Origin of the sequence: Phytobacter diazotrophicus (genome assembly GCF_052061655.1) — a bacterium.
Lineage (GTDB): Bacteria > Pseudomonadota > Gammaproteobacteria > Enterobacterales > Enterobacteriaceae > Phytobacter > Phytobacter diazotrophicus.
The window spans coordinates 1,383,396-1,396,711 of the sequence record NZ_CM125428.1; the positions used below are offsets into that span (position 1 = coordinate 1,383,396).

General features: G+C 51.9%; 8 protein-coding genes and 5 pseudogenes. 10 read left to right on the forward strand and 3 right to left on the reverse strand.

Annotation, left to right across the window (positions count from 1 at the left end; all coding sequences use genetic code 11):
• The first annotated feature begins 26 nt into the window (after positions 1-26).
• The 9 genes and pseudogenes from guaA (at position 27) to ACS0RQ_RS06835 (ending at position 6,666) form a co-directional block, all read left to right on the forward strand.
• A complete protein-coding gene (gene guaA / locus ACS0RQ_RS06795; protein ID WP_039079792.1) occupies positions 27-1,604 on the forward strand; it encodes a glutamine-hydrolyzing GMP synthase in 1,578 nt (525 codons plus the stop codon).
• A gap of 165 nt (positions 1,605-1,769) precedes the next feature.
• Positions 1,770-2,003 carry a type II toxin-antitoxin system Phd/YefM family antitoxin gene (locus tag ACS0RQ_RS06800; protein ID WP_039079677.1) on the forward strand — a complete coding sequence of 78 codons (234 nt, stop codon included), beginning with the start codon at positions 1,770-1,772 and terminating at the stop codon, positions 2,001-2,003.
• A gap of 30 nt (positions 2,004-2,033) precedes the next feature.
• Positions 2,034-2,366, forward strand: coding sequence for a type II toxin-antitoxin system RelE/ParE family toxin (locus ACS0RQ_RS06805; RefSeq protein WP_271849597.1), 333 nt, complete (start codon positions 2,034-2,036; stop codon positions 2,364-2,366).
• 182 nt (positions 2,367-2,548) lie between these two features.
• Positions 2,549-2,934: pseudogene (locus tag ACS0RQ_RS06810) on the forward strand (hypothetical protein).
• Positions 2,935-3,202: 268 nt separating this feature from the next.
• The gene (locus tag ACS0RQ_RS06815; protein ID WP_499079276.1) at positions 3,203-3,490 is read left to right on the forward strand and encodes a hypothetical protein; all 288 of its coding nucleotides are present in this window, start codon (positions 3,203-3,205) and stop codon (positions 3,488-3,490) included.
• On the forward strand, positions 3,490-4,269 hold the full coding sequence (locus ACS0RQ_RS06820) for a tetratricopeptide repeat protein (protein ID WP_499079277.1): 780 nt from the start codon (positions 3,490-3,492) through the stop codon (positions 4,267-4,269). Before ACS0RQ_RS06815 ends, ACS0RQ_RS06820 begins: the two co-directional genes overlap by 1 nt.
• A gap of 122 nt (positions 4,270-4,391) precedes the next feature.
• Complete coding sequence (locus ACS0RQ_RS06825; protein WP_499079278.1) at positions 4,392-4,913, forward strand: hypothetical protein; 522 nt, start codon at positions 4,392-4,394, stop codon at positions 4,911-4,913.
• A 247-nt stretch (positions 4,914-5,160) separates the two neighbouring features.
• The gene (locus tag ACS0RQ_RS06830) at positions 5,161-5,967 is read left to right on the forward strand and encodes an AraC family transcriptional regulator (RefSeq protein WP_271849600.1); all 807 of its coding nucleotides are present in this window, start codon (positions 5,161-5,163) and stop codon (positions 5,965-5,967) included.
• Positions 5,968-6,015: 48 nt separating this feature from the next.
• On the forward strand, positions 6,016-6,666 hold the full coding sequence (locus ACS0RQ_RS06835) for a LysE family translocator (protein ID WP_271849601.1): 651 nt from the start codon (positions 6,016-6,018) through the stop codon (positions 6,664-6,666).
• A gap of 40 nt (positions 6,667-6,706) precedes the next feature.
• Here the strand turns inward: ACS0RQ_RS06835 and ACS0RQ_RS06840 are convergent.
• Positions 6,707-6,899: pseudogene (locus ACS0RQ_RS06840) on the reverse strand (YfgG family protein).
• A 340-nt stretch (positions 6,900-7,239) separates the two neighbouring features.
• Between ACS0RQ_RS06840 and ACS0RQ_RS06845 the strand changes: the two are divergent.
• A pseudogene (locus ACS0RQ_RS06845) lies at positions 7,240-9,468 on the forward strand (sensor domain-containing phosphodiesterase).
• Positions 9,469-9,470: 2 nt separating this feature from the next.
• Here ACS0RQ_RS06845 and ppx read toward each other — a convergent pair.
• Together ppx and ppk1 are read right to left on the reverse strand one after the other, a co-directional pair.
• Positions 9,471-11,016, reverse strand: a pseudogene (gene ppx, locus ACS0RQ_RS06850) (exopolyphosphatase).
• Positions 11,017-11,019: 3 nt separating this feature from the next.
• A pseudogene (gene ppk1, locus ACS0RQ_RS06855) lies at positions 11,020-13,091 on the reverse strand (polyphosphate kinase 1).
• Between the last annotated feature and the right edge of the window lie 225 nt (positions 13,092-13,316).

Genomic DNA, 13,316 nt, shown 5'->3' on the forward strand with positions numbered 1-13,316 from the left:
TTTCACTTGCCTCGGAATTAGCGTCAATGACGGAAAACATTCATAAACATCGCATCCTTATCCTCGATTTCGGTTCTCAGTACACGCAACTTGTTGCCCGCCGCGTGCGTGAGCTTGGTGTTTACTGTGAACTGTGGGCATGGGATGTCACCGAAGCGCAGATTCGTGAATTTAACCCAAGCGGTATCATTCTTTCCGGCGGCCCGGAAAGTACCACTGAGGATAACAGCCCGCGCGCACCGCAGTATGTGTTTGAAGCTGGCGTGCCGGTATTTGGCGTGTGCTACGGCATGCAGACCATGGCGATGCAGTTGGGCGGCCATGTCGAAGCGTCCAGCGAGCGCGAATTCGGCTATGCACAGGTAGAAGTTCTGACCGACAGCGCCCTGATTCGTGGTATTGAAGATTCCCTGACCGCAGACGGCAAACCGCTGCTGGACGTGTGGATGAGCCATGGCGATAAAGTGACGGCTATCCCGTCTGACTTTGTTACCGTTGCCAGCACCGAAACCTGTCCGTTCGCCATTATGGCTAACGAAGAAAAACGCTTCTACGGCGTACAGTTCCACCCGGAAGTGACCCATACCCGTCAGGGCCTGCGTATGCTGGAGCGTTTCGTTATCGATATCTGCCAGTGTGAAGCCCTGTGGACCCCGGCGAAAATCATCGACGACGCTATCGAACGCATCCGCGCGCAGGTTGGTGACGACAAAGTGATCCTCGGCCTGTCCGGCGGCGTTGACTCCTCCGTGACGGCGATGCTGCTGCACCGTGCAATCGGCAAAAACCTGACCTGCGTGTTCGTCGATAACGGTCTGCTGCGTCTGAATGAAGCTGAGCAGGTAATGGATATGTTCGGCGACCACTTCGGCCTGAACATTGTTCACGTGGAAGGCGAATCACGCTTCCTGAGTGAACTGGCGGGCGAGAACGATCCGGAAGCCAAACGCAAAATCATTGGTCGCGTGTTCGTTGAAATCTTCGACGAAGAAGCCCTGAAACTTGAAGACGTGAAATGGCTGGCGCAGGGCACAATTTACCCTGACGTGATCGAGTCTGCCGCATCGGCGACCGGTAAAGCGCACGTGATTAAGTCTCACCACAACGTGGGCGGCCTGCCGAAAGAGATGAAGATGGGTCTGGTTGAACCGCTGCGTGAGCTGTTCAAAGACGAAGTACGTAAAATCGGCCTTGAGCTGGGTCTGCCGTACGATATGCTTTACCGCCATCCGTTCCCGGGGCCAGGCCTTGGCGTTCGCGTTCTGGGCGAAGTGAAGAAAGAGTACTGCGACCTGCTGCGTCGTGCCGATGCCATCTTTATTGAAGAGCTGCGTAAAGCTGACCTTTACAACAAAGTTAGCCAGGCTTTTACCGTCTTCCTGCCGGTCCGCTCTGTTGGCGTGATGGGCGATGGCCGTAAGTACGACTGGGTTGTCTCTCTGCGTGCCGTTGAAACCATCGACTTTATGACCGCGCACTGGGCACACCTGCCGTACGACTTCCTCGGCCGCGTTTCCAACCGCATCATCAACGAAGTGAATGGCATCTCCCGCGTGGTGTATGACATCAGCGGTAAACCGCCAGCGACGATTGAGTGGGAATAAGCGATAACGTCCTTCTGCCTTAAACCAACCCTCTGTTTTTACAGAGGGTTTTTATTTCTCTAATCATTTATCAGAAAAGACAAAACAGAAGGTTTATTGTTGGTGGTCTGAATATGGTCTATATTAAAACCATCTGTGTCATGTAGAGTGTGAGGGGAAGATGCAATGAAAGTGGAGACAATTAGCTACGTTAAAAAAAATGCGGCCACGCTCGATGTGTCAGAACCCATTCTGGTGACGCAAAATGGTGTGCCTGCTTATGTGATAGAGTCCTATGACCAGCAGCAGGAACGAGAAAATGCCATCGCTTTGCTGAAACTGCTAACCCTGTCAGAGAAAGATAAAGCTGAGGGGCGCGTGTTCTCAAAAGACCAGTTGCTGGATGGTCTTGCGGATTAAACGCAGAACACGCAACGCTAAGGGACTTCTATGGAACCGCAGGTTACCTTCGAGTACACGCTTACTGTAAGACTCTGTGTCGACACAATAGTGAGTTATCTGCGCCGTGTTGATGTCGAGCCGCGTCCGGTTATCGCAGATATTCTCGCACAGTTTGAGAGTACCGTTGGTCAGTTCCCGTTGGGCTGCCAGATTTGCCCTGAACTGCTGAAAATTGGCTGCGCCAAATACCGGGAGTTTAACCACGCTGACGGTTACAGGGTTTTGTATGCAGTAGAGGGAACATCAGTAACAGCGCATGCGATCCTGGCACATCGGCAGGACATCCAACAGTTACTGTTTAAGCGTTTGATAATGGCCTGATAAACCTGAATGCGCGTTTTCCGGCAATAATACGAACCTACGAAGACACCAGTAAGCCTCAAGCTGCCGGTGTTTTTTTTATGTGTGGTTAGCAGATTGATGATATTTACTATGCAGTCGCTAAGTGGCTACCTGGCGCAGGTTTTTTGATATCTAACATAAAATTTAAAGGAGCGCATAGTATGCAGCCTGTATGTTTAATGGGTGACGGATATGAACCTCATGTGGCGCAATTGGGAGAGCAACTGAGCTATTCATTGCCCGTCGACTCCGGATTCGTCAGTTTTAGCTTCACATTTACTATCTGACAGGCCGACCTTGATGTCCTGCTTTCTGATGACTACCGCCGTGCGGTGCTTGAAGTCATTGCACACACGCTACTCCAGCGCTCAACGCTTCCCGGTATACCCGTTTTACCCAAAGCGAATTCGATAGTCTTGTCGCCGATACGCTCCATTCAACGCGCGATTTTCTCGAGGCTTTCATCGCAAAAGTAAGCCTGGAGAACCACATTGTGATTGAAAAATATGTGCACGATATTTTGAACAGGCGCTTAAACACAAAGTAAATGGACTTCTCGCCCCACCATTCCAGGCATTAGACGGGGCGGGCATTTTATGCCAACCTTTTGGCTGAGTGTTCTTTGTATGTCCTGATTTGCTCATCGACGCTTTATCTTCATTGCGCTTGCGACCTCATTGGATACGAGGAATGCGAGCGAAGGGCGAATCATCATCGGAACACGGACTTCGGCCCCTCTCACTTGCCACGATGCTCACTATGTTTAAAAAACTTCTCAGCGCCCTTAGTGGCAAAAAAGAACAGACCCAGGCCCTGTGGAATCTGAACATACGCAGGCAGGACACGCCCCGGTTCCAAATGAAGAGATGATCGTGGCATACGACGCCAACGGGCGAGAAATGCATATCGCCCGCAGAGACTGGCGAAACAATGTTTTCCTGCCCGGCCTTGAGCAAAAGTGGAATAACGCGGCAGAACTTTATGATGCGATCCTGGGGGGCCTGAACGATGGTTTTGCCGCCGATCTTATTCCTGCCGCCGCGCGCCTCGTGGAGATTGATGAAGACCCGAACGCAGTCATACCATTCAGAGCATTGTGCTGATGGAAAATAAACGACTGGTTGAGGCCGAAAACACACTGCAGGCCGGTATAGCGAAAGTCGGGGCTACGGGAATTTTGCTGACCAATCTGGCAAAAGTTTTCTCTCACAAGGGTGACGATGCCCGTGCCGAGGAACTGCTCTGGCAGGCTATCGAAGCCGACCCCAATCTGGATAATGGCTTGCTCTGGTGGGCGAGTATTAAGCAGGAGCGTGAAGGGGAAGCGGGATATGTCGCGGGTCTACGTACCGTTGCGGCGCTGCCCGGCTCCTGGCGCGCGCAACTCTGGCTGGCGCGCTATCACCTGGAACATAACAATGTAGCGGCCGCCCGGGCACTGTATGACGAAGTTCTCGCCGGTGGGAGATATGACGGCAGTTCGCTGATGATGATCTCCGGCGATCTGGGCAGAAACGGCGAGATTGCGCTGCTTGTTGAGCTCATTGCTCCCGTGTATGACGAGCAGCGCCACGATCCGATGGCCGGTATTAACCTGCTGCGAGCTTATCAGGAGCTGGGTAACCCCGACGAAGGGGAAAAGCTGTTAAGCCGGATGTATGCGCTGGACTACCCACCGCTTAAACAGTATCTGGATGAACCGCCTGCGCCTTCCAGAAAATGCGCGAGCAGTACGCCCAGGGCACACCCACCGACCCTGGCGAGGTGGAAATCAATACGCTTGCCCTTACGCAGCCTGTCTGGCAGTACGGGCTGTGTAATGCCGACTGGCTTTTCGGGCAGAAACCGCAAGAGGCAAACACGGTCGGTTTCTTTGTGCTGAGTAAAATCGACGATGACCCGACACCTTCCGAATCTCAGCGTGAGGATGACCTGGCGCCTTACCCGTGCAATCCCACTGTATCTTGCCGAGGCAACCCACTACTGGAGTGATTATGCCGCCCGTTGTTACGTGCAGGTCGCCACGGGCATCGGCTGGTTGTCTCAACCCATGTGTTTGATGGCAACGAGCTGTTCGACCTTGTCCCGCCAGAAATGAAATACTTCGTGACCGGGGAGATAGGTTGCTCAGGAGAAGGGGAACAGCGTCAGTGGCAGCTCACGCTCAGCCTTTGGGATTGTACCCAACGAACCCAATGCGGTACTGAGAGCAGCACGGTAGCGCAGTCTGAGCTGGGAGCGCTGGTGCTTGAGCTGGAGCAACGCCTGCTGGCAAAAGTGGGAGCGGTGAACCCTCAGCCGCTGGATGCGTTCTATGCGCGTCCATCCGTTGATGCGATGGATATCTATCTTGGTGAACTGGGCCAGGCCTTTATGTTAACGCTGGCGGCTAACCAGCAGGTGCCGCGTTCAGCCGTATGGGGTGAGCGGACAATGCCTGGAGTGGCCGCTCAACATGGCGTTGCAGTGGCCACAGGCGGAAGTGCCGAAGCTGATGTACTTCTCCGGGCTGGGGAAAGCTTTTGATTATCAATCGGAGGTGCTGGGCGAATATAAAAAGCGTACGCTGGAGCTGTTGCGCACCACCACGCAGGAAACAGCCCGGCGGCACAGCTTGCCCCCCTGCTTGGAAAATATTTGGCATGCAGGATGAATTCAGCGCCGGGCAGCAAAATATGCCAGCGCACGCCAGCCCGGCTTATGCTGAGTGGCTCACGCGCGTTGCCGAAAAGTAGCTGCTCGAAGTCTGGAATCATGTGAGGAGGAGGGAGAGATGACAACGCGGAACATTGAACAACGCTTCTGGCGCTCTCCGCTTGTGCCGTGGGTCGAATGGCGTTCTACCGTACAAAGTACGCAGGCCTATAAACTGCACCAGCACCCTCAGTTGTCTATTGGCGCGATTATCGACGGCGAGACCGTTACGCGTTGCAGTGGTCATGAATATCACCTCTCTCAGGGCGATATGGTGCTGATAGCGCCCCGTGAAGCGCACAGTTGCAATCCGGCAGCCGAACGTCCACGTAGCTATCACATGTTGTACCTTGATGAGGCGTGGTGCCTGCAACAGTTGGGGTTCGCGCCAGGGGAGCATCTTCACTGCGCACAAACGGTGTTACGCAATCCTTCATTCTTCACCGCCTTTATGCACATTATCTCCCTGTTGGAAGATAACCAGACTGGGGAATTACAGGAGGCGGTACGTGCGCTGCTTGTCAGCCTGCCCGGCCTGCAAACTGCGGCGAAACCGGCTGAACTCTGCAACTATATGCAAACGACGCTACTGGCCGATATTCAGCAGCCCCCGTCGCTGGATTGCCTGGCACAGCGGTACATGCTGCGTAAAGAGACGCTGATTCGCCAGTTCAAGCTGGCGACAGGGCTGACGCCAGGAGCCTGGGTCAATAATGCCCGTGTGGAATTTGCTAAAGCACAGTTGCGGGCGGGCAGTGATATCGCCGATGTGGGTTATCAAAGCGGTTTTGCCGATCAAAGCCATTTTCACCGCACGTTCGTCAGTTTTACCTCTTCCACGCCCCGCCAGTATGCGCAGGGGCGATCAATATCAGACAATAATTAAGTCTGACAACGCCATAAAGTGACCTCGTCTTTTACTGATGAGGTTGCTATGTCTTTGTTACCCGAATTTATTCCCGCCGCGTTTCCACTGCTTGCGCTTTCACACTTTGTAGCGCTGGTCAGTCCTGGCCCTGATTTCTTCCTGCTGGCCGGTTACGCCATCCGTTATCGCCTGCGGGGCAGCGCCGGAATTGGTCCGGGGATCGCGCTGGGAAACGCGTTTTATATTGTGGTGGCGATGTGTGGCTGGCGGCTATTACAGGATTACGGGCTGCTGTTTCGTCTGATTGAAATTGCTGGCGCGCTCTATTTAATCTGGATTGGCGGGCATCTGTTGCGCAGCCGTAAGCAGGTGCTGGCGCTCAACGCCACCCGGATGGATTGCCCGTCGTGGCGAAAACAGTTTCTACTTGGGCTGGGGTCCGCGTTACTTAATCCCAAAAATGCGCTTTTTTATCTGGCGCTGATGACCTCGATCCTGGGCGCGAACGTCACATTTGCGCAGCAGATCTTTTCCGGCGTATGGATGAGCCTGGCGGTGCTGGCATGGAATCTTGCCATCGCGACATTGATCGGATTATCCGCCATACAGATACGTCTCACAGCCTGGGTGCATATTATTGAGCGCGTAGCCGGAGCTGTCCTCGCCGGATTTGGCGTGGCGATGATCCTGACGATGGTGCGTCATGCGTTGATGTGACAAACCCCACGTAAAGACGTGTACAAATAAAAACAGTGCGTTAGCGTTGTGCGGAAGAATCGATAGGTTGGCTTACTTGCTGAGACTGGAGCTTATCCTGATGATGATACCAGGCACCAATTGAAGGAATAGATAAAACGACCAAAGAAAAAAATAAAGCTGATTAGCAGTACGATACGGGTCATGCGACTGTCAAATCGATGGCGTTTTCGCATAGGGGTTGCCTGACTCACAAAAGGTTCCTTAAGGTTTACCCCATAAAAAGGGCGACCTTGACATTAAGGCACAGAGTGCGGGTGAGGTCAATTCTTAACCACGAAAATTTTACCGGAGGAAAATATTAATGAGTTTTATATAAAATAAATTAAGTATTTAAGTCATGAATGCTAATCTGCGTCTCTTTTTAAAAAGCGTAAAAATTGATTAATTCGGCGAGTTTTATTTGATGTGCATCAATCACTGATTGCCCTACAGAACTAAAATTCACGCTCATTTGCTATTTACGCGCTTACAGTCAGGTTGGATGCCTGCCTGAAATACCCATTGGGAAACTGGGTTTTTTGTCGAGCATCTATGACTCCGTTAAAAAAATATCATCAGCACAAAGACAAATGGTGGGCATTACCGCTCGTGTTGCCATGTCTTTTACTGCCACTGTTTAACCTGGCGAATACCTATACGCATGTCGCGGGTGAAACGGTTGTCCTTTTCTCCCTGCCAATGGCGCTGATGTTCAGTCTGATGGTGGTCTTTGGCTGGGCAGCGCTACCCGGCATGGTTCTCGCACTGGTCCTGAATATCGGCATGCACGATATCTCTGAGCTTGCGGCGCAAATTTTTCATTTGCTTATTCCCGTGGTCATCAGTTGGGGCGGCTATCGCGTTTTTGTTACGCGTCGGCAAAATATTGCCTACGGAAACGCTGCTTTTATTGCCCAGCGAATTTTCTGGCAGGTCTTTTGCCCGGCAACGATTTATTTGATTATTCTCGAGTTCGTTATCTGGCTGGCGCTGTACGATACGGATTTTAGTAAGACCGATATATTATCGTTAAATATTCATTTACTGATTGATTATCAGGCGTTACTGGTCGGGACCATGACCGGTATTCCGCTCTGCTATTTGGTTATTCGTATCATCCGCCATCCGCGTTATCTGCGAAGCTGGTTATCGCAACTGCGCCATGAATTCGACCCGAAAGTGACTCGCTGTGAGATGGCTATCTGGCTGAGTATCCTGGCCGGATTGGTCATACTGTTGCTCATGCCGCTGAATGAAAATAGCTCCATTTTCAGCACCAACTACACGCTCTCTCTGGTATTGCCTGTCATGCTATGGGGGGCGTTACGCTATGGATACCGGTTTATATCGGTGCTCTGGACGCTGCTGTTGATTGTCTCGGTACACTATTTTTATCGTTATCTTCCCGTCTATCCGGCTTATGAAATTCAACTGGCTATCGCCTCGTCGAGTTACCTGGTTTACTCTTTTATCATTCTTTGTGTATCGGTACTGGCAACACGACAACGGCATGTTCATGCCCGTGCTCGTCGTCTTGCCTATCTTGATCCCGTTGTTCAGATACCCAATCTGCGCGCCCTCAATCGTGCGCTTGCGGGCTCACCCTGGTCTGTTCTTTGTTATTTAAGTGTGCCGGAACTGGAAGTGCTGGGGCGTAACTATGGCGTGATGCTGCGTATTCAGTACAAGCAAAAACTGTCGGACTGGCTTAAAAACAGCCTTGATGAAGACGAACGTGTCTACCATCTCTCAGGCCATGATTTGGCTATTCGTCTTAACACCGTCGCACCAGAACCGGATTGAAGCGCTGGATGCCCAAATTAAGGCGTTTCGTTTCTTCTGGGATGATATGCCGCTGCAGCCACAGGTGGGCATGAGCTATTGCTATGTGCGCTCACCGGTGCAGCACCTCTACTTGCTGCTTGGCGAACTGAGTACCATTGCAGACTTGTCGCTGGCGACAAATCATCCGGAAAGCTTGCAGCATAGCGGGGCGGCGAACCTCCAGCGTAGCCTTAAGGACAAGGTGGATATGATGAACCGTCTGCAACTCGCGCTGGAAGAGAACCGCTTTAGTTTACTGGTGCAGCCTATCGCCGGGATGCGCGGTGACAGCTACTACGAAATTCTGCTACGCATGAATGAAGAGAACGGCCAGTACATTAATCCGGATGATTTTCTGCCGGTTGCCCATGAGTTCGGCCTGTCATCACGTATCGATTCTTCGGGTAGTGGAACATGTGCTGAGTTTTATGTCTGCTCATCGCGCAACGCTACCCGCGCAGCGTTTTGCCATTAACCTGTCGCCCGCCTCTGTGTGTCGGGCACAGTTTTCTCTGGAGGTGGGGCGGCTACTGAAAAAATATGGTATCGAGGCGTGGCAGTTGATCTTTGAGATAACCGAGAGTAACTCGTTAACTAATCTGGAGCAGGCAAATCAAACGCTCGGCCAACTGCAAAAAATGGGCTGTAGCGTAGCGATTGACGATTTTGGTACCGGTTACGCCAGTTATTCCCGACTGAAAAATGTGAATGCCGATATCCTGAAAATCGACGGCAGCTTTATCCGCAATATCGTATCCAATAGTTTGGATTATCAGATTGTCGCCTCGATTTGCCATCTGGCGAGAATGAAAAAGATGCAGGTCGTGGCGGAGTATGTCGAGAATGAAGTAGATACGCAGCGCAGTGGTTGCGCTGGGTATCGATTATTTGCAGGGATATTTGATTGGTAAACCAGAGCCGCTGGAAAATCTGCCAGGGCAGATTCAGGCGGCCTGATTTTATGCCGCTACGCCGGGCGACTGCTCTTCTTCAACTTTGAGTCGCCAGCCGGTGACGGCTTCCCAGTACTCCTGTTCCCGTTCCAGGTCGAAGAGAACCAGTGCATTCTGGCTGAACCAGTCGTGCGGGAAGCTCAGCGTCCAGTGGTTATCATCGGTCGTAAGACGCAGAGTCGGTGGCGTCGTCGTCGCCTGGCGCTGGTTATTCAGCAACACCCCAAGGCGTAAAAGCTGAATTAACGGCAGATAGTGCTTTTTCTTGAACAACGTGAAGCGCGGTAAGTCATCCAGCTTGATCGCTTTGCGGTGATAGCGCACCAGCGTGGCCATCATCAGTTGCTGCTCCTGGTTATAGCCCGGCAGATCGCTGTTTTGCAGGATATAAGCCGAATGACGATGCATACCGCTGTGGTTAATATTTAAACCGACTTCATGCAGCATGGCTGCCCATTTCAGTAGCGCCGCCAGTTGCGGATTAATGAGCTTCGGATTTTGCGCCTGCCACTGATCGTACATGTGCATGGTAGTTTCCAGCACGCGACGCGCCTGTTCGCGGTCGATATTGTATTGATTAGCAAGGCTCTGTGCCGTACGGCTGCGAATATCCTGATGGCGGAAACGGCCTTCCATTTCATACAGCACGCCTTCGCGCAGCGCACCGTCTGAGAGGCGAAAGTTCATTAATTGCCAGCGCGTCAAATACCCCGCAGAGAATTGCCAGACCTGGAACGAAGACCGCTTTACGTTCGTCGGACAGACCCGGCAAGTTCAGTTCGTCGAAGTTTTTGAACTTCACAACTTCGGCGACCAGTTTTTTGAGGCGCTCAGGCGTGATGATGCCGTCCTTTTCCCCTAACGCCAGTAGCACTTCATGGGCCGCTTTGATACTGCCGGACGCGCCAAGCGCGACGTCCCAGCCCTGAATACGGAACTGCCAGGCCAGCGTTTCCAGTTTCTGCGTTGCGGCAACGCGGGCGCGCTGGAAGTTTTCCGCATTGATTGTTCCGCCCGCGAAATAAAGCTGCGCGAAGCTGACGCAGCCCATACGACGGCTTTCCACCAGTTTGGGTTCAAAATCTTCGCCAATGACCAGTTCGGTCGAACCGCCGCCGATATCAATAACCAGCTTGCGGCCTTTTTCCGGCTGCGTATGTTCAACGCCCATAAAAATCAGGCGCGCTTCTTCATTACCCGCGATGATTTCGATGGGGTAGGGAATAACCTTTTCTGCCCGTTTAAGAAACTCCGGTGCGTCGAGCGCCTGGCGCAACGCGTGGGTCCCTACAATACACACGCTTGAAGGATCAAAAACCTTGCAGGCGTTCTGCAAACAGCGACAGACACGCGAGACCGCGCTCCATAGCCTCTTCACTCAGCATATTATTGCTGTCGAGGCCATCCGCCAGATGTACGCGTCTGTTTCAGACGGCCAATGATTTGCATGGCGCCATCAACAACGCGGGCAATCACCATATGAAAACTGTTCGAACCCAGGCTCGACCGCAGCAAATTCCTGCGGTCGTGCTGTCTTTTCATTTATCGGCATAGATTAGTCAGACTGTTCAAGTGATGTCAGATATTCATGAATCGCGAGCTGTGCGCGTACTTTGCGGTGAATTGCCGCGCGGCACATATCGATTACTGAGTTCTTTATCGACGTAGCGTGCTTTGACGGTATCACTGAACAGAAGATCAATGATATCCAGTACCTGCTGTTTAAGGCGCGGATTGAGCAACGGCGCCGCTACTTCAATACGGTAATCGATGTTTCGCGTCATCCAGTCAGCAGACGACAGATACACTTTTTTTATCGCCGCCATTCTCAAAAATATAGATGCGATTGTGTTCAAGGAAACGGTCAACAATGCTAATTACGCGAATATTATCGCTGATGCCTTCCAGTTCAGGGATAAGCGAGCACATACCGCGCACCAGCAAATTCACCGGCACGCCAGAACTGGAGGCCGTATACAGCCGGTCAACCAGGCCTTTATCCACCAGGTTGTTGATTTTTAGCGTAATGCCCGAAGGAATGCCTTTCTGCGCATTGGCAATTTCGGTATCGATCATTTTGTAGAGCAGATCGCGCGAGTTTTGCGGCGAAACCATCAAATAATCGAAATTCACCGGACGGTACGGGTTCTCAATAAAGTTAAAGACCCGGCGCACTTCATTGGTGATACGCGCATCGGCGGTCAGCAATGAGTAGTCGGTATAGATACGTGCGGTCTTTTTGTTAAAGTTGCCGGTACCGATATGAGCGTAACGCACCACTTCATCGTTTTCCATACGCGACACCAGGAACAGCTTGGCGTGGATTTTCAGCCCGGCGCCGAGAAGATAACCTGCACACCGGCTTCGGTCAGTTGCTTCGCCCAGTGGATGTTAGCCTCTTCATCGAAACGCGCCTGCAGCTCAACCACCACGGTCACTTTCTTGCCGTTATGGGCGGCGTGGATCATGGAGTCGATGATGCGCGAGTCTTTGGCCACGCGGTAGATATTGATTTTTATTGCCAGCACGCTTGGGTCAAACGACGCCTGGCGCAGCAGTTCCAGCACGTGCTCAAAGGTGTGATACGGATAATAGAGCAGCACATCGCGCTCGCGAATGGCATCAAAGCCGTTGCGGAACTTATCAAACCAGACATGGCGCAGGCGCGCCAACGGTTTGTTCACCAGGTTTTGCTTTCCCAACGTTCGGGAAGTTGATGAAGTCTTTAAAGTTGTGGTAGCGACCGCCCGGAATAATGGAGTCGTAGCGGGAAATGGTCAGCTTCTCGCGAAGCATCTCAACCATGGCATCCGGCATATCACGCTGATACACAAAGCGTACCGGCTCTGCCGTCAGACGCTGTTTCAGGCTTGAAGACATCAGCTCCATCAGACTCGATCTCCATCTCGTGCACCAGATCGTATTCGGCGTCACGGGTCATTTTCATCGAGTAGGCGTTCAGCGCGTCGTAATCAAAGAAGCCTTTGAAGATATCATCCAGGCAATAACGCAGGATATTATCCAGCAGGATCATCGGCTTGCGACGGCGCGGCGCTTCCGGCGGCAGGTTTACAAAACGCGGCACTTTATCAGACGGAATTTCTAGCAGGGCGTAGCGGATATCTTCGCCACGGATGATTTCCACCGCCAGGTAGGTGTAGTCGTCTTTTAAAGAAGCGAATCAGATTGGTTTCGCGATTAATCAGTGTCGGCGTGATGTGCTGGCGCAGATACTGTCGGAAGTAGTGGCGCAGCCAGTTTTGCTGATTGGCGGAAAGCTGGCGTTCGTTAATCAAAAAGATTCGATTACGCGCCATTTCCAGCAGGAGTTCGTTATACAGGCCGTCAAATTCCTGATTTGGCTTTCAGTACGCGGGCCTGTATTTTACCCAGCAGGTGGCGTGAATGGGTGTTGGTGCCTTGTCCTTGTTCTTCGCTAATAATGATGCGGCGTTTAAGTTCTGCGAAGCGAACTTTATAGAATTCATCAAGGTTGTTGGAATAAATCCCTAAAAAGCGCATGCGTTCAATGAGCGGGTTACTCTTATCCGCCGCTTCCTGCAGAACGCGCTCGTTAAAGCACAACCAACTTAGTTCTTTTTCCAGATATAGCTTTTCCTGACCCATTACAACTTACACTCCGGTTAACTCTCGGGACACGGCAATTCCTTCTCGCTATGGCAGTGTCCTCGTGTGCAGGTAAACGTGTTGGCGTTCGTTTGAGTGACACCCATATTATGGCGAGCTTTGCCATTAGATGTCCAACTGTGAACAGAGTAAGTATGACAGTAATCCGGTTTACCCGCAGAAAGGTGTTGCGCGCAACGGTATGTTACGCGCAGGCAAAGAAAA